The organism is Duncaniella freteri (assembly GCF_004766125.1).
In the GTDB taxonomy this organism is placed as follows: domain Bacteria; phylum Bacteroidota; class Bacteroidia; order Bacteroidales; family Muribaculaceae; genus Duncaniella; species Duncaniella freteri.
On sequence record NZ_SJSA01000001.1, the window covers coordinates 1,013,864 to 1,038,733 of the forward strand.

The 24,870-nt window shown below is 49.1% G+C and carries 22 protein-coding genes and 1 tRNA gene; 6 read left to right on the forward strand and 17 right to left on the reverse strand.

Annotation, left to right across the window (positions count from 1 at the left end):
* Positions 1–283: 283 nt before the first annotated feature.
* Positions 284–553 (forward strand): helix-turn-helix domain-containing protein, encoded by a 270-nt coding sequence (locus EZ315_RS04345; protein ID WP_135470930.1) that lies wholly within the window; start codon positions 284–286, stop codon positions 551–553.
* 86 nt (positions 554–639) lie between these two features.
* On the opposite strand, the gene EZ315_RS04350 is transcribed toward EZ315_RS04345, so the two are convergent.
* From EZ315_RS04350 to EZ315_RS04370, 5 genes are read right to left on the reverse strand one after another with little or no spacing between them, the layout of a single operon-like run.
* Positions 640–3,669: a fimbrillin family protein gene (locus EZ315_RS04350; protein WP_170957456.1), complete on the reverse strand. Its 3,030-nt coding sequence runs from the start codon at positions 3,667–3,669 to the stop codon at positions 640–642.
* A gap of 59 nt (positions 3,670–3,728) precedes the next feature.
* Positions 3,729–5,012: a fimbrillin family protein gene (locus tag EZ315_RS04355; protein ID WP_135470933.1), complete on the reverse strand. Its 1,284-nt coding sequence runs from the start codon at positions 5,010–5,012 to the stop codon at positions 3,729–3,731.
* Positions 5,013–5,055: 43 nt separating this feature from the next.
* Positions 5,056–5,940: a DUF5119 domain-containing protein gene (locus tag EZ315_RS04360; protein ID WP_135470935.1), complete on the reverse strand. Its 885-nt coding sequence runs from the start codon at positions 5,938–5,940 to the stop codon at positions 5,056–5,058.
* A gap of 41 nt (positions 5,941–5,981) precedes the next feature.
* Complete coding sequence (locus EZ315_RS04365; RefSeq protein WP_170957457.1) at positions 5,982–6,515, reverse strand: DUF3575 domain-containing protein; 534 nt, start codon at positions 6,513–6,515, stop codon at positions 5,982–5,984.
* 47 nt (positions 6,516–6,562) lie between these two features.
* Positions 6,563–7,234 (reverse strand): hypothetical protein, encoded by a 672-nt coding sequence (locus EZ315_RS04370; RefSeq protein WP_135470939.1) that lies wholly within the window; start codon positions 7,232–7,234, stop codon positions 6,563–6,565.
* 315 nt (positions 7,235–7,549) lie between these two features.
* Between EZ315_RS04370 and gldE the strand changes: the two genes are divergently transcribed.
* From gldE to EZ315_RS04385, 3 genes are read left to right on the forward strand one after another with little or no spacing between them, the layout of a single operon-like run.
* The gene (gene gldE, locus EZ315_RS04375; RefSeq protein WP_242452497.1) at positions 7,550–8,923 is read left to right on the forward strand and encodes a gliding motility-associated protein GldE; all 1,374 of its coding nucleotides are present in this window, start codon (positions 7,550–7,552) and stop codon (positions 8,921–8,923) included.
* Positions 8,920–9,504, forward strand: coding sequence for a hypothetical protein (locus tag EZ315_RS04380; protein ID WP_135470941.1), 585 nt, complete (start codon positions 8,920–8,922; stop codon positions 9,502–9,504). The genes gldE and EZ315_RS04380 overlap by 4 nt, the downstream gene beginning before the upstream one ends.
* Positions 9,501–10,004: a 4'-phosphopantetheinyl transferase family protein gene (locus tag EZ315_RS04385; protein WP_135470942.1), complete on the forward strand. Its 504-nt coding sequence runs from the start codon at positions 9,501–9,503 to the stop codon at positions 10,002–10,004. The genes EZ315_RS04380 and EZ315_RS04385 overlap by 4 nt, the downstream gene beginning before the upstream one ends.
* An 11-nt stretch (positions 10,005–10,015) precedes the next feature.
* Here EZ315_RS04385 and EZ315_RS04390 read toward each other — a convergent pair whose 3' ends face one another.
* The 12 genes from EZ315_RS04390 to EZ315_RS04445 form a co-directional block, all read right to left on the reverse strand.
* On the reverse strand, positions 10,016–11,311 hold the full coding sequence (locus EZ315_RS04390) for an outer membrane beta-barrel protein (RefSeq protein ID WP_135470944.1): 1,296 nt from the start codon (positions 11,309–11,311) through the stop codon (positions 10,016–10,018).
* On the reverse strand, positions 11,308–11,883 hold the full coding sequence (locus tag EZ315_RS04395) for an RNA polymerase sigma factor (RefSeq protein ID WP_135470946.1): 576 nt from the start codon (positions 11,881–11,883) through the stop codon (positions 11,308–11,310). Before EZ315_RS04395 ends, EZ315_RS04390 begins: the two co-directional genes overlap by 4 nt.
* A 176-nt stretch (positions 11,884–12,059) precedes the next feature.
* Positions 12,060–12,791: a NigD1/NigD2 family lipoprotein gene (locus EZ315_RS04400; RefSeq protein WP_135470948.1), complete on the reverse strand. Its 732-nt coding sequence runs from the start codon at positions 12,789–12,791 to the stop codon at positions 12,060–12,062.
* A 134-nt stretch (positions 12,792–12,925) separates the two neighbouring features.
* Entirely contained in the window at positions 12,926–13,351 is a 426-nt protein-coding gene (locus tag EZ315_RS04405; protein ID WP_135470950.1) for a hypothetical protein, read from the reverse strand.
* Between the two features lie 174 nt (positions 13,352–13,525).
* Positions 13,526–13,599 (reverse strand) — tRNA-Ala (locus tag EZ315_RS04410).
* Positions 13,600–13,768: 169 nt separating this feature from the next.
* Positions 13,769–15,148 (reverse strand): murein hydrolase activator EnvC family protein, encoded by a 1,380-nt coding sequence (locus EZ315_RS04415; protein ID WP_135470952.1) that lies wholly within the window; start codon positions 15,146–15,148, stop codon positions 13,769–13,771.
* Positions 15,148–15,873 (reverse strand): DUF4292 domain-containing protein, encoded by a 726-nt coding sequence (locus EZ315_RS04420; protein ID WP_170957458.1) that lies wholly within the window; start codon positions 15,871–15,873, stop codon positions 15,148–15,150. Before EZ315_RS04420 ends, EZ315_RS04415 begins: the two co-directional genes overlap by 1 nt.
* A gap of 13 nt (positions 15,874–15,886) precedes the next feature.
* On the reverse strand, positions 15,887–17,647 hold the full coding sequence (locus EZ315_RS04425; protein WP_135470956.1) for a tetratricopeptide repeat protein: 1,761 nt from the start codon (positions 17,645–17,647) through the stop codon (positions 15,887–15,889).
* A gap of 91 nt (positions 17,648–17,738) precedes the next feature.
* Positions 17,739–18,173: a dUTP diphosphatase gene (dut, locus tag EZ315_RS04430; protein WP_135471907.1), complete on the reverse strand. Its 435-nt coding sequence runs from the start codon at positions 18,171–18,173 to the stop codon at positions 17,739–17,741.
* A gap of 87 nt (positions 18,174–18,260) precedes the next feature.
* A complete protein-coding gene (locus tag EZ315_RS04435; protein ID WP_135470957.1) occupies positions 18,261–19,190 on the reverse strand; it encodes a hypothetical protein in 930 nt (309 codons plus the stop codon).
* The gene (locus EZ315_RS04440) at positions 19,187–21,328 is read right to left on the reverse strand and encodes a prolyl oligopeptidase family serine peptidase (RefSeq protein ID WP_135470959.1); all 2,142 of its coding nucleotides are present in this window, start codon (positions 21,326–21,328) and stop codon (positions 19,187–19,189) included. Before EZ315_RS04440 ends, EZ315_RS04435 begins: the two co-directional genes overlap by 4 nt.
* A gap of 88 nt (positions 21,329–21,416) precedes the next feature.
* Positions 21,417–22,766: an alpha/beta hydrolase family protein gene (locus tag EZ315_RS04445; protein ID WP_135470961.1), complete on the reverse strand. Its 1,350-nt coding sequence runs from the start codon at positions 22,764–22,766 to the stop codon at positions 21,417–21,419.
* A 265-nt stretch (positions 22,767–23,031) separates the two neighbouring features.
* Between EZ315_RS04445 and EZ315_RS04450 the strand changes: the two genes are divergently transcribed.
* Positions 23,032–23,622, forward strand: a complete 591-nt coding sequence (locus tag EZ315_RS04450; protein WP_135470963.1) for a sigma-70 family RNA polymerase sigma factor — start codon at positions 23,032–23,034, stop codon at positions 23,620–23,622.
* A 69-nt stretch (positions 23,623–23,691) separates the two neighbouring features.
* The gene (locus EZ315_RS04455; RefSeq protein ID WP_135470964.1) at positions 23,692–24,765 is read left to right on the forward strand and encodes a porin; all 1,074 of its coding nucleotides are present in this window, start codon (positions 23,692–23,694) and stop codon (positions 24,763–24,765) included.
* Positions 24,766–24,870 lie beyond the last annotated feature (105 nt).

Sequence of the window (24,870 nt, forward strand, 5' to 3'; positions counted from 1 at the left end):
TTGGAACGATATTTCAGGCATGAAGGCAAATTCGGTGACGGAGTAAGTGCAATACCAATCGAGACGAGTAACCTACGTCTTTATTGTATCAGACTCTCCGACAAAATTCTGATTTTTGGAAATGGTGGAATAAAAGACACTTCAACATGGCAGGAGAGTGAAACTTTATCCGACTATGTAGAAACGCTTGTGGATACAAGCCGTTTTATTGTTTCTCGTTTGGCAAATGGGACATTATATATTGTAGACAAAGAAATAATCGGAAACCTAAATTTCACCCGCGATGAAAAGAAATAGCATAATTGAAACCCGCAGGGCAAAGGTTCTGCCGGAAGTCAGACAACGTGTCGACCTGTCATTTCGGATAGTGGACAGGATTCATAACATACTTGAAGAGCAAGGTCTAAAACAGAAAGATCTCGCCACTATGCTTAATAAGAAAGAATCTGAAATAAGCAAATGGATGCGAGGTACACACAACTTTACTATCGAAACAATATCGCTTATTGAAAAAACACTTGGGACCAGAATCCTACAAGTTGTTGGATTCTGAGAATAAATAAAAATGCAGTGTATCTAAAGGTTTAATAACCTTTAGATACACTGCATTTAATATGATAGAGTCAACAAAAGTGTCTATTACTTCGTATCCTTTATAGGGCGTATAGAGAAGCCATAGGCGTTATTTGTGGGTTCATTTATATGTATGGTAGAATTTCGATCATCAACATATATCAACAGACAACTACTGGATTTTTCATAATAATTCTCTTCATCATACGATGTATCATTACGATTGAATATTGTTGTTGCTATAAACGTAACTTTTGAATGTGCAGGATTAGTCGAGCTTTTAAAATATTCAGGCAGAGGAGCCTTTGACCCTTCACCCATATCACGAAGACCTGTTGCCGGTAAAAATATGGTACTGTTTCCACTCTCCGCAATTTTACTTATATCCCAGCCAATAACTTTGTCACCATACCCTTTACGTTGCTTTATAAACAATCCAGGAGTATCATAATTTAAAGATGTTGAGTGTGTGTGTTCTGCAAAATTACTGAATGCATTTGCATTAGGTACGCAGAAACCAACCGGACATGGATCATAAATCGTTTTCGTAGGAAGCTGACCCAACGGAGTATACTGATAATTAGATGTTGCCGATTTACCGTCAGAAAAATACACCTCCGTCAATTCCGAATCCCAATAATTCATTATAGTACGTAGTCCACCAAATCTACTGCCATTATGCCAATGACGCCTCCAAAAATTATCAGGTGTTTTATCGCTACCGCTAGGATTATCATGGGAAAAGAATTGATTGGCATACCTGATAGACTCACCTATACTCATACCCTCTTCGTGCTCCCGTTTATTGAAACGGCATACTCCGGGATAATACGGTTTATTGTCCATATCATATTGTGTCGATGCAGGAACTATAGCATATGTATCATTGTTCCAGATTCCGGAAAGCATAGGATCCTTGCGACCCCACTGATAATAGGTGTTATCACCGGCAAACGATGCCTCAACCGCATCCTGCGCCAAGCCATCCACCTTATATTCCTTGGTGGTTCCATCCGGCAGTGTCGCTGTAAGACGTATAGAATACGTCTGAGCAGCTTTATCCTCATCATGAGGATCACAATATCCGAGATTGCATGGAGTAAACCAATACTCCTTATCAACCTCATAACCCTTGGATGTCGCCAATATCAGATTATTATTCCAGTCGTAATGTGTCACCCATATATGCCAGCTCCATAGAATGGTCTTATTGGGGTCGTTAGCTCTCACTGCAATTATAGCATTACCCTGGTTGATAGCTTCTCTATCAATCTGAAAATTTATTTTCTTTCTGTCTGCATCGAGGTGCACATCACGCACCAGTTCTGGTGAATCCTGCCATAACAATACCGCGTCCCCTATGAGAATCCCCGGAATATCCGGACCTGAGATCGCAGCATCATTATGATCTACAAATTTCTTAAGTACAAATTTCTCAGACAATGGTCCTACATATTCAGCCTTGCTTGTATATGCAGACTCATTATCTACGTCACCCTCACCGCGGGCATTGCCATAAATGAGAGGAAGTGAATAGTAGCCGGGGGCATTGACCATATAGCAGTTGGCTGTCTCACCACCTCCGGAGAGGTCGTGATAGCTTGTGGAATCACCTATCTGCACGTTAGTATATAATGCTCCTCGCATATCACTGAACACCTTTCGGGGCTCCAGCAATATGCTTCCCTTGGTCATGCCATTCTCATCGGTCTTGGCATGGGAGGTCCAGGAGGCATCCTTCCATGTTGCACCTCCATCCTTTGAGTATTCCACCTTGAACGGCAACATCACCTTCTTTGCATTCACCTCATCCTTGCTTTCATTTAGCTGATACACTTTGGCGTATGCTGTGGCGAGGAATTCAGGTATATAACCGCTTGTGGGTATACCTCTACTTTTTTCTATCTCAGTCTCCCCCTCTCTTGTGGACTTGGTGGGGCGTACTGTCACAAAATCGAAATTTACTGTGGGCACCACTTTGATTCCGGTGGTGTTGAGGGAATATGCCACTCGTGTGCCGGCTTTCCAGGTCTGACCTGTGAGTGACGCCGTGAGTGTGCGATCGGCACCCGATGCCTTGTCGGTGAACTTGATGGTGAGTTTCGCATCCGAGCCGAGAGTCTGCGGTACCATAAAGAATGTAAGATCACCGCCCACTATCTCCTCACCGGGCTTGGTGTTACCCGGTTTCGAACCTGATCCTGAGGCATCAAGAGTCTTGTCAGGCTTGACAGTGAATGTCTCTTTAACCGCTGTTTTTTCATCAATGGTCCACTTATCGGTACCTATACTATGTGTGCCTCTGTCGTATATGCCTGACAGTGTAACTTCGGTGACTTTTCCCGGCAGCATATCATCACCGGTTTTTACGACCACAGCGGTCAGTGAGTGCCGGAATTTAAGGCTTACTTTACCACCTTTGGAGGCATCGCAATCAATATTGGTGGAGAGAAGGTCCACATGGTCCTTTACAACTGTGGTCTGCTTGAAAGCAACAGCAGGTATGCCGGGGACAGATTGAGCACTATGGGATATGGACGCACCGGTGGCATTCAGCTTATCTCCGTCAAAAGGAGCATAAGCAAAGAACCGTATATTCCCTGAGCCTGTCCAGTCGAGAATTTCGCTTTCGTCGGCAGCCTGCCACACGTTGTTTTTGGCTACCATCTTTATATTGTGGGCAAAATTTGTTGTCAAGTCCGATGCATCGTCATCGCTCCATGAGCCTGCGTAACAGATTGCCGACAATCCGAATGATGGGTAAAAAGTATTGGTGGTCACGGATGTGCCACGAGATGCAGACACCGACATCACGGTGTCGGGACTATTGCTTATTTCCGCAATAAGATACAATGGTCCGTCGGCACCACTGTCCATGCGGGTTATGGCAACATCATCCACTCCGCGGGAGCGAGACGAGCCGTCGGTCCAGCTCTCCGGGGCAAGCACTTCGAATGCCAGAGGACCGTCCTGCTTATTCTGAAGTTGGTCGAAAGTGTCGTCAGTACAGCCTGCCAGGGTAAAGCCTGCCGCACACAACAGAAGTGTGCGGCACGCTTTGGTGATGACAGCATCAAAATGGTGTATGAATAGCATATTCACCATTAAATAAGTGTTCTAAAGGGTTATAATTATATCAATCACTTAAAGAAGTGTTACTGCACATCCGGTGTATCAGTTATTTCAGTCCAGCTGCCAACAGAGACATCGAATGAAATGGGGTCGTTAAGGATCACCTTGCCTTCATCTCCGTCGGGGGTAGGTATCACATTGTCGGACGGGAATCCTTCTCCCGGGTTGGGAGGATAGATGCCAGCACCACTGGTCTTGCCGCAGAACACAAGATTGTAGACATACTTGTGACCGGGCTTCCACTCTATGTCAACAGGCACACATACATAGCCGTATTTGTCCTTATCAAATTTCCCGTTGACGGGAGCCGGGAACAGCTGATGGTAATGCTTGTCATCTTCAACAAAAATAGCATCATTCCCTGTCGTGGCTTTAGTTTCATCCTCACCTTCGACGTGGGTGGCACCTTTGTGCTCTGCTTCAACTCGGCACAGCACCATTATATATGCACCTTTATCAGCCTTATTGTCTGTAAAAGTCACTTTTCCCCTTTTTTGGGGCACAAGCATCAGGCTTGAATTATCTTTTCCACCGATAAGAGGGGTATATTCTATTTTATTCAGTATATCAGGTTGCGTAAGCACATAACCATAGGATGTAAGATTGCTGTATGAAGGCCCCCATTTCATATGGTTGACATCGTCATACTGACTTTCTTCACTGAATGTGAGTCCACCCTTGGATGCCACATTCATTATCCATGCACCCTTGACATGAACACGGTTGCCTTCCTCACCAAGTTTGGCATTGACAAGCACCTGTGCGAAAGCATGATTGAACTGAAGATTGACCGCCATACCGGTTGCGCTTCCGCGCTCCACTTCAGTATATGCCACAACAAAGTCGCGCTGGTCCTTACCGCCGTCGGTCAGACTCTGCAATGGGGTCACATCACTGAACGCCTGAGAATTCACAGTGATCTGAGGTGTGACATTCAGACCACCCTCATCGCGCTTGCCTGAGGGACCGTAAGCCCAGAATCGTATAGTCTCGACATCCGAGGGCCAATAATATTTATTTTCAAGACCGAATGAATTATGACCGTTGCTATCAGGATCAGATAAAGGCTTGGCTTCATCTCCGTTAATGAACATAGTCGGATAACCTGCGGCATCGGCATATACATAGAACCCATTGAAGTTCTTTATGTCGATTTCTGTAGCACGGCTCACCCTGGTGGTAAAAGTTATCTCTGTACCATGGTTGACAACCTCAACCTCGTCAGCGGCGCAGGAGGAGAGGATAAGTCCGGAAAAAGCCATGGCACATTTCGCTGCATACGATAGCTTGACTCTGGAATTATTCATAATTGTATTTTCGCTGTTATTTTTTATTTTGCAATACTTGCTATTAATTCATGTCTATTTCATATTCCTCCACATTCTCCCATCCTGAGATTTCTGTGCCCATGCCGGCATCGGGTAGTCTGAGACCATGTATCTCGATGACAACATGACGCGGGTCGGGAGCATTGTGCATCTTCTCGGTAATGTCGTAGTTTACAAAAAACTTATTGGACGTATATACCGAGAATGTATGCGCCAGTTCCGTCTGCGGACAATGCCCGAAAGTACGGAAATGCGCCACAAGTGTGTTATCGCCTACCCTCTCAACTGATATCGGAAGCGTGGCTGCCTCACCTCCATGACAACCTTCGGCAAGCCTGTAGAGAGGTGACATTCCTGTAATAGCCGCACTTACATCTATATCGTCACGAAGGTTCTCCACGCCGGTTATCTCGACCGTATACTCCATTGTAGCCTCAACCGGAGTGAGCTTTACTGTCTGTCCTGCCACACCAGGCAATATCTCTATAGCGGAATGGCTGCCTGCCCACACCTGATCGGGAGCTGAAAAAATAAGTTGGTCGGCCGACTCGGGAGGACGCGGGGCATCACCTTCACGCCCCATAGGCTCAAGAATAGAGCGCGACACTCCGGAAAGAGCATAATCGGAATGACTGTTGCCGAGCTCATAGACAGTCTCCATATTGCCGTTGTGGAAAAGAATGCTGTATTCGCCCGCCTCAAGGCGCACCTTACCACCTGTACGCTGGGTGAATTCAACACGCCTGTACAATGATCCGTCAGGACGGAAAAAGTGCACCACCATAGTGCTCGGATCGGCATCCGGTGCCTGACTCCAGTCAAACTCTACATTAAGTTCGGTCACATGTGTATGGTCGTAACACAGCTCGTTATGCTCACATCCTGGCATAAATACGGCTGCAATCATAATTGCGTATATAGCCGCAAGACGGGAAATCATCTTATTCATCATAACACCACTCCTTTCTTGTCGGCTTTGCCACCGATGACATATACTATCGACACTTCGGCTTTGGTCGGACCGAACCAACGGCGATTGTTGGTGCTACGCCACACGTAGCAGTTGTCCTCGATATGATACTTCTTATATTCACCCCACAGGCAACCTATACCTATGGAAAAGTCTATATTGAAATATCTGCCCAATGGGAGGGAATAACCATAGGACAAACCTACAGCGTGACTCCAACGGTCACCCTGATAACCCCTGCTGCCGAAGCCGAGGTCATATGTAAGCATCTGGCAGTACACACCAGCATGATGCCCGGTCAACGACATCTCTCCTGCCTGAGAGTGCCACCAACGGCGTAGCTCAAGTTCTCCGCCATATACCCGCCAGAACCTGTGAACGTTCCTTTTACCCCACCATGCACACATCCAGTCGGCTGACACCGACCAGCAGTCACCGAACTCAGCTTCTATGCCGAGATTAGGGGTCAGTGCCGCATCGTAGAGAAGATTGCTCTTTACAGCAAACTTCACTTTCGGTCCAGGGCTCGGAACTACCGAAGTATAATCCTGTGATTCAGCTACATAAATGGGGGGGTAATTTCTACCGGCTCCTCCGACTCGACCACGGAAGCATCAGCTGCCGACAGTGGAATCTGATCTTGCATTTTCTTACTGCGTGTGATACAGCAATCTGCATAGCGCATCCCCGGGAAAAAGATTGTGTCCATATACTCCCATGCTTTCCCGCGCTCCAGGCGTTTGAGGCGACGTATACGACTGTCGACTACGCGGTTCTCGCGGATTACCCATATCGGAGTGTTGTCAATGATTTCGATAGCCTTGGGAGCCCATTTCTCCTGACAAGACTCAAGCTTGCCGGATAACATATCCCAGTCAATACCTGATCTTAACGTATCGACATCAGCAATCCCGCAACTGATATCCCCAACTACCTGAGCCAATGTGGCGGAACGCAACGAGGCAAGAGTATTGTTTTCGCCGAAAACTCCCTCAGGTGACGCGCTTCCGCGCACCGACACTGAATTTATAACATAGGCAGAGTCAGCAAACACATCATTCAGTCTGCGTAAAGTGTTGTTATTGCCACACAAAGCACTGTCGAGTTCAGAAACGCCTCTAAGGAATGAGAGCCGCACCGACACGGAATCGACAATAGCGTCCTCGCCACGTGCCGCATATGGCAGACAGCAAGAAATACAAAATATAATGCATACAACAAACGCTCTCATAGCAATAATAAGGCTGACTATATAACAATTTTTGCCTGTGGTTAAAACAATCTAATCAGATGCGCAAATTTACACGTTTATAAAGTATCCGACAAATTATTTAACTAAAATTTCGTGTCAAAATGTGCAATCCAACACCAAATTAACAAAATACTATAACACCTGGACGGTAAAACATAAAATCCGGGATAAAACATAAGGATTTCGGAATATTAAGAAAAAAGTGTTACCTTTGCGGTGCCTTAGTGATCGTGCAATGCCTGACATACAGGCTCCCACGACTTACGGCTCATTGTTTCACTCATACCCTTAGACTTGGATACAGATCCTTTACCTGCCATCGAGGCGGCCTTAAACTTTATTCCCGGCATAATTGACCTACCGCTGCTCGCCATTCCTGCAATGGGAGCCGGTCAGATAGCAGCACTTGCGCTCGCTGTTGTGGCATTGTTCATCTCCGGTTTCGTCTCCGGGAGCGAAATAGCATTTTTCTCATTGAGCCCCACACAGTGTGACGAACTTGAGGAAGAGGGTCATGGCGGCAGACGTGTGCTGTCGCTTCTCACAATCCCCGAACGCCTACTCGCCACCATCCTCATTGCCAACAATCTGGTAAATGTCACCATCGTAGTGCTATGCAACTTTGCCCTCGGCCCGATATTCGACGGCATGAGCGAACTGTGGAGCTTCATACTTCAGTCCGTACTGCTTACATTCCTCATACTTCTGTTCGGCGAGATTCTCCCCAAGCTGTATGCCAATTCCAATAATCTCGGATGGGCACGCATGGCATCGGGACCCTTAGGGCTTATGGTGAAAATATTCTATCCCCTCTCATCGGTGCTCGTGAAGAGTTCGGTGATAGTCAATAAGGTGGTGACCAAGAAAAGTGAAGCCGTGACCGCCGACGACCTCTCACAAGCCCTTGAGATAGCCGAAGTGGACTCCTCGCAGGACAAGGACATACTCGAAGGGATACTGAAATTCGGCGACACCACCGCCTCGGAGGTGATGACTCCGCGCGTGGATGTGACCGGACTGGATATAGAACTCTCTTTCGCTGAGGTGATGAAAGTCGTGATCGACAGCGGCTTTGCAAGACTTCCGGTATATGAGGAGACTATGGATAACATACGCGGAGTGCTCTACTCGCGCGACCTCCTGCCATACGTTGGAAAGACCGAAAGCGCGGACTTCAACTGGCAGTCGCTAATGCGTGAGCCATACTATGTGCCCGAATCACGCATGATCGACGATCTTCTTGAGGATTTCCGCACAAGGCGCGTGCATCTCGCCATAGTGATCGATGAATTCGGCGGCACACAGGGCATAGTCACTCTCGAAGATGTCCTGGAAGAGATAGTCGGCGATATTGACGACGAGTACGACGAAGTGGAGCAGACTTACCGCAAACTACCTGACGACACATATATATTTGACGGCAAGACTCTGCTAAACGACTTTTTCCGCGTCACCGGGCTTGATGAAGAGGAGTACTCAAAAGTCACAGAGGACTGCGAGACTCTCGGCGGAATGCTACTGAGTATCAAGGGGGACTTCCCTAAAGAGAAAGAATCGATAGTATACGGCAGATGCCGGTTTCTCGTGCTGTCGATACATCAGCACCGCATAGCGAATGTACGTGTAAAAGTGATGAGCGAGGTCCAGCCCGACCAGATGAAGCAATGAAAGCCCCACTGCTCGCATGGCTCACTGCTATATGCGCAATGACTCCCTCATGCGGGTTGCATACCAGCCCCTCCGACACTGTGCCGAAACCCATGGCATATCCCAGGCTGGATATGCCCGACAGTGTGTACACCACAGTAGAGGCGTCAGGCGTGAGGCTTCTCGTGAATGAACTTACAGGTGTCAGCATATCGCACCGAGGAAGCAGAAACACGTGGATAGACGTATCGTACGGAGGATTCGCCTCGCCGACCGTACACATCACGGTGACTGAATATAACCCTGGCGACGCAAAAGGCTTCATAGATAACCGCAGGGAGCGTATGAGGCTGAACCTCGGAGGTGTGAGCTATGAACTCACGGAACTCACCACTCCGTCAGGATGGACCTGTGAGATGGCTGTAGCCCGAGGGATACCTACAACTCCGGTACAGATACTTGCCTATGACTCACGGCATATGATAAGCGGAGCACTTATGCTTGACATCCCCGATTCTCTCGCCTATGATCCTATAGCCACAGCCCCTATAATTGATGCTGTGACGCGCGATATGACAGTAATGATAAAAGGTCTGCAATGAAAATCTATACTTCCGACATACAATGCCAGTCAAGGTCAGACAGGCACTCCTGTGAAAGGGAGGCTGTGAACCGGCTCGTAATCCAGGCATTCGGCACGGAAGCCGAACTATGCCACAACGCTGACGGCAAACCTTATATCAACGGCAGACCCGAAGTGCACATATCCATAAGCCACAGCATAGACCAATGCTTGCTTGCTGTCAGCGACACTCCTATAGGAATCGATTCGGAGACTGCCCGCACACAGCTTGCTCGAATTGCCAACAGGTTTCTTACCCCTAATGAAATAGCACGCGGACCCCATACAATGTCGGAACTGCTGAAAATGTGGACCGCCAAGGAGGCTGTGTTCAAATGCGCTTCGGTTAGTGACCTGGTGATATCCGAGATAGAAGTATCGGCAACAATGGACTACGCCTCGGCACGCGGCATCCGGTACGCTGTCAGGTTCATAACCGACACTCCGGAACGAGTGACCGCACTTGCCAGCATTATATAAGGTATGTACCGTCACTTTTTACCGAATGTGAAACGGACACCCACATTCAGATTAAAATTGCAGGGCTTGTCCTTGTAGATGTTCTCGACCGATGAGCCATTGTCGATATAATAGCTCACTCCGGGCTCGGCATAAAGCCCTATCGCAGAAGAGACGTTGAGCTGTAATCCGGCAGAAGCGTTGACCGACCATTGGAGCGGCTTCTCCCTGACATCCTCTTTCTCAGTCTCTGCCGAGTGATTGTCAAGCACATAATCTCTCTCAATCTTACCTGACACACACTTTTCGCCAAGCACTCCGGCAGAAGCATAGAGGTCGAGCCTTTTCCATGACAGCAATTTGTATCTGAGATTCAAGGGTATACCTACATAGTGAAGCATCTGTTTGCCTGAAAAATAGTGCTCATCGCTTCCATATCTGATATCGGAGGTAAGATTAGTGTAAGTCATGCCCGATTCGAGCGACAGACGCTCGTTGACACGGTAAGAGAATGCAAGCCCGGTGCGCACCGGAAGATGGTGCTTTATCTCACGCTCCATATCCTTGCCCTGATTGAACAACAATATGCCAAGCACAGGGCTGTCCTCCCATTTCTTTCCATCCTGCCCGAGCGCACTGACATGGCTGCTGCCGGAAGTGGATGCCGGAATGCTCACATTTGAATTGAGCGCACCCGATGTGAACGCGCTTACCGAAAATCGGCTCTTCACCCGGGATGACGGCAAGGAGTAAGCTATATAACGGTCCCGATTTACAATACGTTTCTTTTCCGCGACATCTCCGGATGCGGTCCTCACTGTGTCCGAGGATGTAGTCTCTTTATTGTCAGTGACAGCCGGAAGTTGAGATACAGATTCCTCTTGCATACCTGTCACTACTTCTTCTCCCACCTCTCCTTCACTTGCAGCTTTAACCGAAGCAATGGTTTTCTGACCACCACCACTACCGGTGTCAGCCAGTAGCGAACCGCTATCACTCAAAGGCTCCTGAGAGGCAACCGACGGCAATTCAACATTGTCCGGATCATGCTCCATGACATCTGTAACGTCTGCCAACGGCACATTCATCGACACATCCGGAATAAAAAGCAGATACGCAACAACAATCACCGCCACCATAGCAGCAATGCCTGAAACACGTTTGAACCAAAGCATACGCGCACTCCGGTCACCTCGGGGCTCCCTGCAAGCCGAATCCGGCCCCTGTAGCTCCAAAGCATTCTCTATATCATCCCACAGGCCGGACGGCTCATCGGCCTCCATATCTGCCATCCTGTCGTGGATATCTTTTAGCCATTGGTCTTTCATATCGTTACGCGTTCATTTGTTGTCTGGTAATCTTTGATCTTTGCGGCAAGCATTGACTTTGCCCGATGCAGCTGAGAGGCAGAAGTGCTTTCCTTTATGTTGAGCATTCCGGCAATCTCCTTATGACTCTTTTCCTCTATCACATAAAGGTTGAATATGGTCCTGTAACCGTCGGGGAGCTCACGGATAAGACCATGAATCACTGATGCCGGCACCTCATCGAGATCAGGTTCGTGATATCCGGCGGAGCTCTCTGTGTCAGATGTCAGCTCGGTGAACACCATTCTTCCGCTCCTTTCCAGGAATTTCATCGACTGGTTCACCACTATCCTGCTCATCCATCCTTTCAGCGAACCCGGACCGCGGTATTCAAAAGCCCCGAGAGACGAGAATATCCTCATAAAACTCTCCTGCAACACATCCTTGACATCCTCAGGATTAATGATATAACGAGTGCACACAGCCGTAAGATAACGGATGTGCAACCTGTAAAGGGTCTTCTGTGCGGACCTGTCTCCGGTCCGTGCCCTTTCCACCAAAATATCCTCTTTGTCAGTGATATCGACTGCCATAACAGCAATTCCAGCATATTCCAGCCAAGAACAACAACGAGTGGAATTCCGGATAACCCGGAACCCACTTGTCGTTACGCCCGAGGCGCATTGCATTGAAGCTTTTGTATTGTATTGAAACGGAGAATATTCCGGATTTCTTGTGTCAGTTCAATGAAATCCTGTATTTAATACGCTTATTCCACCAACCTTCTGCATAGGGAATTATCCAGCATCGCTTCAGAAGGAGCATTCCCTCGCATCTTAAGGTCGAATTCGGTCGATTGTTCTCCGGAGAATGACTGCCATTTAAGTTTTATTTTCACTGTGTCCTTGAAGTCAGGCAGTGCATTTAGATTGAAAGCTATAAGCGCATCACCCATATAACCATTGACATCACCCTTGGCATCGTGACGCAGCTCCATTTCATAGGGGTCCGAGGGATTTACACCGGTCACAAGATTGATAACATGAGGCACTCGATTGTTACCCCATATAGTGCGGACACGCAAAGTGATGTAACCATCCTCGGCTACGGTCACCCAGTCGGCTATAATATCGATGGGGTCTTTGCCGAAAGCCTCATCATTGTTTTCAGTAGTCATGACAGGAGCTTTGGTGCGGATACTGTCAATCCAGTTGATCTGAACATTACGCAACACACTCTTACCCTCTGACGCCACAGTCTCAGTATAGTTAACCAGTGCGCGGACCTCCTTTTTACCAAACGGAGATTTGTTCATATTAGTGGGCTGGAGCACAGTCTCGTTGTCGAGATTCATCACGAAAGACCCATCCTCTTCAGGGCATACTGTGACAATAGCAGTCGGGAGTCTGAGATCCACATCGTCGTCATCATCACACGACTGAAACAATGCAGCAGACCCAAACATCATGACAGCTGCAAAAAGAAAATTGAACTTTTTCATATTACTTTCGGATTAATGGATTTATTATGTTGTTCTATCCAATTAAATCCGCCATTAATGAAAACCTTGCATCAGTAATGAAATTTTTTCATAAAAAAATTCAGCCCTCTCAATCGCATTGCTGATACACAACGTCATAAGTTGTCATGTGATCTTCTCATATATTCGGCCTCAGCCTTTTCATAATCCGCCAGATGTTCCTGAGGATCCTCCAGAGAATAGCTTCTGCCCTCCTCCTTGGCTTTCCGTATATTGGCATTCTCACGGACAATATCTTCACATGCCGCTTTATATGATTCCTTGCTCACACCCAATTTCACAGCATCCTCCTCCGATATGTCAAGCACATATTGCTCATCCACAAGTTTAAGATATTTTACGAGTGTCAGATGATCCCTCGTCCTCCTCTCCGATTCAGGGTCGGGAGTGCCATTGTCTTCGGACGTATCGATACCCGCTTCAGGTATTTCAATTGAAGCTTCTCCGGCAGAGCCTTTACTGTTGCATGCACAGCAAACGGCACTAACCACTAACGCACCTATCAGTTGTTTACATTTCATATTGTAGAATACAGGTTAAATATTAAAAAATTCACAATGTACTTTACGTTAAGTACTCATCGGTTAAAATCATATTCTACAAATATATAACAATTTCTCAAAACACACAATGGCATAATGTATTTTTGAGAAAAAATAAAGTTGCTGACTTATGAAGCCTGCAACTTTGCTCGGTGGAGTATAGCGGACTCGAACCGCTCACCTCGACACTGCCAGTGTCGCGCTCTAGCCAGATGAGCTAATACCCCTTTTGGATTTTGCATTGCAAAGGTATAGGGATTTTTTGATTTATGCAAGATCCTGACCGGATGCGATGTAAGGAGTGTTAATGATTTAATATTTTTTAAGGATATATACTGGTTATACGTTTATAGATGCACGATATTTACACTGGAGACAGAACATATGCAACATATGCTATCTCACCCAGGCTGATGGATTCAGCTTGCGCCTCTCGTCGCGGACCTCGAAATGAAGGAGGGTACGGTCGGAATCGGCAGGATCGGAATATATGGTGCCGAGAGTCTGACCTGTCTTGACTTTCTCTCCCTGGCGCACCGATGTAGAAGCAAGGCCGGCGTATATCGTAAGGTATTTGCCATGGCGGAGCATCACAATGGTATGAAAACCGTCCTGTCGGAAGATCGCTGACACAGTCCCCTCAAAGACTGCTCTCGCCGTAGAGCCACGCGACACCTCTATGTCGATACCAGAATTGTCGATCGTCACATGCCGCTGTGTGGGATGGGGCTGACGCCCGAACTGCCTGACTATCTTATAGCGTCCACCTACAGGGAACAGCAACCGTCCCTTATTGGATGTGAATGAGCCTGACAGCTGTGATGCAGAAGTGGATGCGGCAGACTGTGTGCGAGCCCGCGCAGAGGCTATATCGCGTGCCGATGGCTCATCATTCTTGCCTGATGAGCCCTTCGACCCTTTGGACTTTGCTTTGTTCGCAGCCTGCTCACGTTTTCGGGCGGCAGCTTCCTCGCGCGCTATACGTGCCTGCTCGGCAGCGATGATACGGTCAAGCTCCCGGTCGAGCTCACGTGCCTGACGTTTCTGCTTGGCGAGTTCCGCCCTTAGCTGAGAATCCTGACGGCGCAGTGAGGTCACAAGTTTTTCGCTCTCTGACTGTTTCTGGGCAAGGGTACGGCGAGCATCCTCTGCCTGGCGGAACGCCTGATCCTGGCTGTGACGCAACCCTGTGAGATGCTGACGTCGTTCGGATATCCTGCCTATGGACTCGTCGATGTCGGCTACCTTGCGCTTTCGCCACTCGCTGAATCGGCTGAGATAGCGCATGCGGCTGTAAGCTTCCCTGAAACTTCCGGAAGAGAATATGAATGAAAGGGCATTCATGTCACCGGCAGAAGGCTGAAGCCCCCTGAGAGCCTTGGCATATGCAGCCCGAAGCCCATCGAGATCATGCTCAAGCACAGCTATCGAATCGGAGGTAGTGGTGATCTGCGCTCCTATGGAATCGATACGCGACCGGAGCTGACGCACTGTGGCATCCTGTTGACGGATGTCGGCATTCAGCGAGTTGAGTGAGTTGAGCTGGCGTTTGAGCTCCTTGCCGGTAGTGTTGAGCCGTGTCGATGTCTCGGATATCTTGCGCTGCGTACGGTCCTGCTCTTTCTGGATGGTCTCCATGGAGCGAGCCGGCTGGCGGGAGGATCGCTTTCGTTTAGGGGATGCAGCCGACATGTCGGCAGTCACCCCCATAGCTATCCCTACAGTGACGGCTATGGCGGCAAATAGGCGTAATGTTGGTCTTAGCGCGAATGGCATTACAGTCGGGTTAATGAGCGCAGAAGTGACGAGCCCTTGATGCGCTGATAGTTGCGTGGTATTGAAAAAGTTCGGATGTTGCCTTTGTCAACCTCTGCCTTTCGCCAGTCATATTCTATCGAGGCGGCAAGCTCATGCTTGCCCGATGAAGCTGATACACGAAGGTCACTGGCAAGAGGAAGGGATTCAAGAGGAGTATACTCCACCGAGGCTGTGCGTCCTGAAGGAAGGCTGACGCTTACTGAGAGAGGCTGACCTGTTGATTCGAGTGCGGTCACATCTATGCCGGCCCCACCCACAGCTTCGGGCAGAGACACCGGACTGCCGAGAAGGAGCGACTGCACATCCCCGACTGTCGCATTTACTCCGCCAAGCGCGTCACGGATACTTTCGGCAACGTAGACACGCTGCATCTTGGCATAGGCAAACACCGAGTCACCTGTGACATAAGCCGCTGCCACCTCCATGCCGAAGAAACGTAGCGAAAGATGTATGCTCTTGTCCCTGACCATGGTCATAGTGCCGCTTACACGCAATGACTTGGGCTTTTCGATATTGACATTCACAGGGATACGGATATCGTCCCAACGCATATAGCCGCTGTCATTGTCGCCCGCAGGCACATAAGTACCCGCTCCTCCGGTCTGCGACGCCTTACGCGAAGATCCACACGCACCGAGGAGCAGGATTATAGATGTGATGAATAATAACCGTAAATATGACATAATGTAATAGTCTCTATTTAAAGAAATATGTCTTGTGACGCACCTTGCGCTGCAAGAGCTCATTGTCGGGATCATACTTCATTGCGCGCTTCCAAAAGTCGACAGCCATGTCAGGCTCCCCGTCCATAAAGTAAATGTCACCGGCATGCTCAAGGACATCGGCACTCATATCAGACTCGTCAGTGAGTTCGATAGTGCGGTCGATCATCTCACGAGCCTTGGCATAGTCCTTGCGCTTGAATAGCACCCAGGCATATGTATCGAGCGAGGTAGGATTGTCCTTCTCCTCATTCATTACCTTCTCTATCATGTGCAGAGCCTCATCAAGATCCTTCCCTTCAACAGCCATATGATAGGCGCAGTTGTTGAGAGCAAGCATATTGCCCGGATTATACTGCAATGCCTTGCGGTAGTACACGTACGAACTGTCAGACAACTGCTGCTGATACATGTTGTCGCCTATCGAAGTATATATGCTTGACAGCAACTCGGCATCAGCCTTGTCAGCAAGGCTGAGAGCCTTCCTGAACTCCTCCATACCCTTGGCAGTCTCCTTGCGCTGGGTGTAGATGGACCCGAGCACCACATGCTGACGTGCATTGTCGGGATAATAATACAGTGAACGGACTATTGCATCCTCGGCTTTATCCAGACTGTCGATCTGAAGATAAAGCGATGAGAGCATCTCCCACCCCTCAGGATCGGCAGGATCAAGCCCAAGGGTCTGCTCTTCCTGCTCGGCGGCAGCTGCATAATCCCTGGCTATGATAAGATATCTGGCATACGAGTCATGAATGTCATGTTCAAGAGGATGCTGCACGATCAGAGTATCGAAAAGCTGTATGATACGCGGACGCTGGAGCGAGTCGGTATACATCTGCTGAATATAGCCACGCAGTATGGAAAGCTTGGTGTTGACGTCAAGGCTGTTCTGCTTTAAGGCGTTGAACACCTCGCGGTCATATCCCACAGAGTCATTTACCGAATTATAGAACTCCGCCTTGGAATAGTATGCGAGTCCGCTTGAAGGATCAAGCTCACACGCCCGGTCGAAAAACTTGAGAGCCTCCTCCCTTTTTCCGAACATCGAATAGACCTTACCTGAAAACACCATGAACTCCACGTTAGAGGGTGATGATTCCCTCAAGCGGTCAGCCTCAGCGAGAATGGATGCAGTATCGTTTTCATTGAAATACAACTGAATCTTATTACCCGAAAGGGTGAGATTCGGACCCTCAAGAGCCTCGATTGAGTCGTAGATTGCTATTGCCCGGTCACGGTCGGCGGCAGGTCCACCCTGAGCAAGAACCTCGGCAAGCTGAAACGCTATCTCAACTTTCTCGGGATACAAGCGGTGGAGTGTGCCCCACACACGTATTGCCTCGTCGCGCTCAAGGCGTCGCTGGCACATCAGACCATACTTCACCCCGGTATAATAATCGGAAGGATTGGCATCCCAATATGCCCTAAGCATCTCCACACCCCTTGACATATCGGCAGTGTCAGTCGGTTCCGACGACATGATGAGCAGGAAGTTGGAAAGCTCAAGCCCTGTCTCCATATCAGTGGGGTTGAGTTCCTTAGCCCGTGACAGGAGCGAAAAGGCTGCATCGAAGTTCCCTTGCGATTTCGCACGCAGGGCTTCGAGATACAAATAGTCAGCCTTGGCGGCATCCTCGATGGAGGGGACCGCCGGCTTACGCCCTCTGCCGGTGGCTGTAAGTGCCATCGCCAGAATCACCAAAGGGATCAATATAACTGGAAGTCGCTTCATTGTAATAATTTAAATCCCGCAAACACGATTAAACCGCCAGGGATGAACGAATAACATTTAATCTTTTCAACAGTAGACACCGCAGCCTGAATCAGTCTGTGCCTGTGTGACCGAAACCTCCGTCACCGCGAACAGTCTCGTCAATGCGTCTTACAGGCTCCCATGTGACATGCACATACTGCTTGATCACCATCTGTGCAATGCGTTCACCGGGAGCTATGGTATAAGGCTCATTGGAAAGGTTGATCACTATTATACCGATGTCACCACGATAGTCGGCATCAACAGTGCCAGGGGTGTTGACCAAAGATATCCCATGCTTGAGAGCGAGCCCCGAACGCGGACGTATCTGGCATTCATACCCCTGCGGGAGCTGTATGCGCAGACCGGTGGGTATCAGACGACGCTCAAGTGGCCCGAGAGTCACAGGCTCAGATATATTTGCCCTCACATCCATACCTGCCGACGATGGTGTCTCATAGGCAGGAAGTCCGTAAGGGGAATCGTTGATGACTTTTACATTGATATGTTCCATAGATAAATAGTCGATTTATTTATTAACAAGCGATAGCCCCCGCGGGTTTATCTGTCCGCGAGGGTTATCGTTATGTGTTCAATGGCGGTAACGCTTTAGAAGCCCATCCTCAAAGAGAAGGAATACACCGTTCTCGTACAGCCACGCCTCCCGGACAAAGCTGTTGCTTGCCCCTCGGTCCACCTCCTTGGGTGAGCCGAGCGAGAGCCTGCACTCCTCGATTGTCATCCCGTCAGCGACACGTCCGTCAATGATAAGCTTCCAATGCTCGGGTGGGATATGCCGGTAGCGCAGATAAGGATCTGTAAACGAGAACACACGCGAGAATGTGCGCGGAGCCTCCCATTTCCCTCCCGGATGGATGAATATGCGGGCCGAGTTGCCATCCTTGTCAGTGAAAGCCACCTTTATTGGGAAAAGCAGGTTGCCCGGTGCCACCGAATCGATGTGCACAGGAATGAACTTGCGTCCCGACACCGGAGTGTCGGCATCATCGCGCCATGACGATGTGAGAATATAGAACTCCTTCCCTTCCATAAGCCTGCGTGCGTCCTCTATCACCGACATCTGTATGGTGAAAGGGACTTCGGTCACACTGTCAGCCATAAGCCGCGAAAGGGGCTTGTTGACGCGATACGACAATACATCACCTCCGGATGTTAGAAATGATATGTCGGTGACAGTGCCACCGGTCACTGATGCGGACTCCTCTGCCGACCGATAACGCAGCATGTCACCGGGCACAGGTGAGGCATCTACAGCCGAGGCTCCGAATATACGCGATATGCGCGAGTCAGTCACCATGAACTCCTTCCCGGGAGTCCAGCGTGAGAAAGGAAGATCGCCCACCTTGGCAAGATAAGAATCCTCGGGAGCAGGGACCACCGCTTCGCGTCTGACGTCGCGACCGGTGATGCGCGGGGTCGACTCCACACCTGTGAAGAAGCAGCCCTGCAACAACGGCGCGAGCATCAGCAGCGAAAATATTCTCAGTAAGGTTGTGTTCACTTTTTAGAATCGCCAGTCACACTCCCGGGGGTTATGCCGAGATTGTAGAACATAAAGGAGTAGATATCAGCGTACTCCTCTATCACCTTAGCCATGGGCTTGCCTGCGCCATGACCAGCCTTGGAATCTATACGGATGAGCTTGGGAGCATCACCGGTATCGGCAGCCTGAAGAGCTGCGGCATACTTGAACGAGTGGGCGGGCACCACGCGGTCGTCATGATCGGCAGTGGTAACCATAATGGCAGGATAGGGAGTGCCATCATTACGCACTGTATGAAGAGGCGAGTAGCCGAGCAGGTATTTTGCCATCTCAGGAGAGTCGGCTGATGTACCGTAGTCGGAAGCCCAGTTCCAACCGATAGTGAACAGATGATAACGCATCATATCCATCACTCCCACTCGGGGGAATGCCACTTTAAAGAGGTCGGGACGCTGATTGACTGTAGCTCCCACAAGGAGACCTCCGTTGCTGCCACCCTCGATGGTGAGATAGTCCGAAGAGGTCCAGCCTTCATTCACGAGATATTCAGCTGCTGAGATGAAGTCGTCAAACACATTCTGTTTCTTCATCTTGGTGCCGGCTTCATGCCATGCCTCACCATACTCCGAACCACCACGGAGATTGGTCTGGGCATACATAACACCATTCTCAAGCATCAGCATCCTGTTGGCTGAGAATCCAGGAGTGAGGGACACATTGAAGCCTCCGTAACCGTAGAGGTAGACAGGGTTCTTGCCGTTGCGCTCCATCCCTTTCTTGTAGGTTAGGAACATAGGCACCTTTGTACCATCCTTGGATGTGAAGAACACCTGTTCGGTAACATAGTCGTCAAGATTCACACCCTCGATCTCAGGCTGGAACACCTTGGAGCTCTCGCCGGTGGCGGGATTGAACTTGTACACAGTGGCAGGTGATGTGAACGAACTGAGACTGTAGAACACATCCTCAGGATATTTGCTTGATGTGGAGAAACCTACAGAACCGATACCGGGCAGCTTGACATCCGATTTCTTCTTGCCGTCAAGCGAGTATATTGACACATGGTCGGAAGCATCCTTCTCGTAAGTGAGATAGAGGTCCTTGCCCGAGAGCTGCACACCCTTGAGCACACCATCACCCTCAGGAATAAGCTCGCGCCAGTTTTCGCGTCCAGGATTGGCGACATCAGCCACCATCACACGACGGCGGTCGGCACCAAAGGCAGTGAGAAGATATATCTTGCCGTCAATGACATCTATGACCGAAGTTTCGTAGTCCTGGTCGGGAGCCACAGTGACCCATCCTCCATTGCTGCGCATCTTGAGTGCGTTGCCAACACCCTGACCGCCTACGGAGACGAACATCACAGGATTCTTGCCGGCAACCTGTGCGCCATGGAAATGAAGGGGATTGGCAGGGTCAGAGAACACCAATGTGTCGTCGCTCTGCGGAGTGCCGATCTTATGATAATATATCTGATGGTTCTCATTGGCGTTAGAGAACTCCTTGCCCTCTTCGGGACGCGGATACGCGCTATAGTAGAAACCGTCGCCATCCCACTCTGCTCCGGAGAACTTCGCCCATTCAATATGGTCGGGAAGAAGCTGCTTGGTGGCAGTATCCATCACATATATCTCGGTCCAGTCACTACCGCTGCGGCTTATGGTATAGGCTGTGTACTTGCCATCCTTCGATTGGGAAAGACCTGTGAGAGCCACGGTGCCGTCGTCACTGAGCGAGTTGGGGTCAAGGAACTCTTCGCGCTCTGACGACAGCGGATCGTCGGTTCGATAAATGACCGCCTGGTTCTTAAGTCCGTCATTCTCGGAATAATAGTATTTGCCGTCGTTTTCACGTGAAGGCACACCACGCTTCACGTAGTTATTGAGGTGAGTAAGACGCTCAGCGATAGCCTTACGGAAAGGGATCTGACTCAGATAGTCCTGTGTCACCTTGTTCTCCGCCTCCACCCAGGCGAGAGTTGCAGGCGCAGTATCATTCTCAAGAGGGCGATAAATGTCTGACACCTTCATACCGAATATGGTGTCAACGGTGCCATCCTGCGGAGCCTCAGGATAATTGATTTTCCCTGAATTATGGCATCCTGCCATCGTACAAGTCAGCATAGCTGTTGCAAGGATTTGGATTGGTTTCATAATTATGATGAATTATAAATGCAAAGTAACGAATAATTCTTGAAACTAACGATTTGGATTAGTATATATTAACTTTTGCTATAGCCGTTTACCTTATATCGATTGTGACTGCTGCTGGATAAAGTCTTGACGGATCGTAATAGCGGGCGCAACTGTTGACTATGTTCTCCATGCGCATCTTGAGCTTGCCCTTGAACACCTTTTTGCCATTGACAATGACAATCACCGGCTTTGACAGATCCACCAGGCTGTCGTTGAGGTATATGGTCACCGAGCCTGATGTGGCAGGAGCATATTCACGCTTGAAATCAAGAGCTATACCCCATCTCGGGTCAATCTCTGTGGCAGTATATGTTACAGTCTGAGCCGTTAGGTTCACAGTATTGCCTACGATATCCATTTCATAGTAGGTGCGTGCTGACTCGTCAGCGTTGCTCCTCTCGTTGACATACAGATTGTAGAAACCGTCGCGGTAGCGACCATCCATCTCGAAATTCTCCCAGCTCACATGCTTTGGATATGGATTGCGCGTGTGCTTGCTTAGCCAGGGGGTGGTAGGTGTATAATCTATGGAATGCCCGCGCCCCGGGATCAGCTGTATATTATACTCATAATCCTCGGGATACACCTGTTTCAGACTGTCAAGAGCTCGCTTGGTGTAGCGAGTGAGTTTGTCGCGGTAGAATCCGAAGTCACGATCGCCTGTAAGGAGCGAGAATGCCGTGTTGCGAAGATTTTCAGCAGGAGCATTCTTCAGAGGCTCACCACCTGCCATCGGTCCGGCTCCGGCTATATAGTCGGCATAGAAGCTTGCAAGGCGTTGTGAGCCGTAGGCACCTTCCGAGATTCCGAACATATACACCCTGTCGGGGTCAATCTCCCCTGAGGCAAGCGACTGGCGCAACACCTTTTCCCAGGCATATTGCTTGGACTTGTGCCACCATCGGTAATACTCCCCTTCGTTAGGTATCTGAGGTATGAAATATGCCGAGGGAGAATCGTCGAAACGTACAGCAAGCTTAAGCCCGGTCTCCCACTCCTGCTGTCGCGGGCCAGACCCATGCATATAGATGAAGAGCGGAATCCCTGCGGACGAGATGGAATCACCCTTGAAACCCCAGTAATAATTCATCACGGCATTTGGCTCAAGGTCGGCAGGAAGATTCCATGCGGAAGCTGTCTCAGCGGAGAGAGCTGCAAGCGGCGATAGCTTTTGCTCATCGAAAGCCTTGTTGGCATCTACCCATGACTTCCACACCTGATCCGACACAGCCTTGACATCACGGCTCTTTACAATATTTCCTGATATGTATGGCGATGTCTCTCCTTGCAGATAGCCAAGGAAATAGTTTTCAATGTTGTCAGGACTGTCAGCATACGCTCCCGCCATCACAGACAGCATGGCCACGGAGAGCATCGATCTAAGGATAGTGTTCATAAATGGCTTGATATAATTGGTATTATGATAATATGAGGGCAAAGATACATTTTTTATCACGTATAACAATGCTTAACACAATCCTTTCGGGATTTATTGTCAACCGGGAGGTTAAATAATGCTAAGATTGTTGTGAGGGCACGGCTTTTTTGTTACTTTTGCAGTAAAGGAGGAGGATATTGTGTGAGCCTCCGTCATTTACAAAAATTTAACTTTACTGCCTATAGATTACACTGCTACCCTAACCACAAAAACCGAGAATACAATGCAAGACATGACTAAGCTCGCCGACCGTGATCTGGTCGTAGCTTACGCCAATGATAGTAATGAAGCGTTTGACATCCTGCTTGAACGCCATAAGGACAGGATATATACCTATATCTTTCGTATAGTAAAGAACAGGGAGCTTACCGACGACATCTTTCAGGAGACGTTTGTCAAGGCTATCATGACAATAAAGCAGAAGCGATATTCCGAACATGGCAAATTCTCGGGATGGCTCACTCGCATAGCCCACAACCTCATAATCGACTATTACAGGCAGGAGAAGGTGGAGAACACACTGTCGACCGACGATGACAACAACGACCTCCTCAACCGCCGCGACCTGTGTGAAGGGACTGTTGAGGACGAGATGGTGGAGATGCAAATCGACGAGGACCTACGCCGCATGGTGATGGAGCTGCCTGACCCTCAGAGAGAAGTTCTCGTGATGCGATTTTACCGGAACATGTCGTTCAAGGAGATCGCAGATGCAACAAAGGTCAGCATCAACACCGCTCTCGGACGCATGCGATATGCCATAATCAATATGCGCCGGATGGCAGAGGAAAAGAACATAGTGCTCGCTGTGTGAATGGCAAGGGGATCAAGGCATATGAATCGTGATTACAAACATTATGTCATCAATACTGAAATTTGATCTATGAAACGTATCGACATCCCGAAGCTAATGCTCTCGGGATTTTTGATTATGCTTATGTGCGCTCCATCTGAAATAAAAGGAGCTGAGAACAATGCCGCAAACCATTCAAAGAATGCCGGGACAAAGAGCTTCAGTTATGTGCCGGAGATCCATGGAGCTCTGCGCACCCGTTTCGAACATGATTTTGACAATGGCGGATCACGATTCCAGGTACGCAACGCACGAGTATCTTTAAACGGCTACATCGCTCCCTCCATCGACTATTTCATACAGACCGACCTGTGCGACCGCGGCAAAATGAAGATCCTGGATGCATGGGGAAGAATCGCTGTGGCAAAGGGGCTGAAATTCCAGGCGGGACAGTTCCGCCTGCCATTCGGCACTGACGCTTTCCGCGGTCCGGGCAACTATGTGTTCTCCAACCGCTCATTCATAGGTAAAGACCTGTGCAACGTGCGAGGTGTTGGAGCCAAACTGTCCTACACCATCCCCATCTCCGGATATCAGCAGCTTTCTATTGAAGGGGGAGCATTCAACCCCACATCAATATCCGACCATGAGGTATGGATAAAGGAGCTGAGCTACGCTGCAAAGGGTATCTACACCATCGGCAATGTCAAACTCGTTACCGGAGTGCAGTCAATATCCCCCGACTCCATCAGGGTAAATCTATGGAACGCATCATGCACATGGGCCACAGGCAGATGGACCCTTGAAGGTGAGTACATGAACAAGCATTACACCCACAATGCCCACAAGACGGCACACGGCTGGCTCCTATGGGCCGACTATGCGATGCCCATTAAAGCGGGTATGCTCAACCGCGCATCATTCCAGGCTCGCTGGGACGGAATGACAGCCCACAGCGACGGAAAGCGCGACGATACCGGAGCTCTATGGTCCACCCGCCCGGCTCGTCAGCGAGTCACTGCAGGAGCCACTGTCACCTATGCCCACAAAGCTCTGCATTGCGACCTAAGGCTCGATTATGAGAAATATTTCTACCGTTCAGGAGCCATCGTTCCCCCTGGAGAGGGTGATAAGATATGTGCAGAAATGGTGATACGGTTTTAAGGACCACCATTGCAAAACTCTCTTAAATCAACATTATACATTGAAAACAGGATGTGCCGTCACATGATCAGGCACATCCTGTTTAACATTATTATTTATAATAGA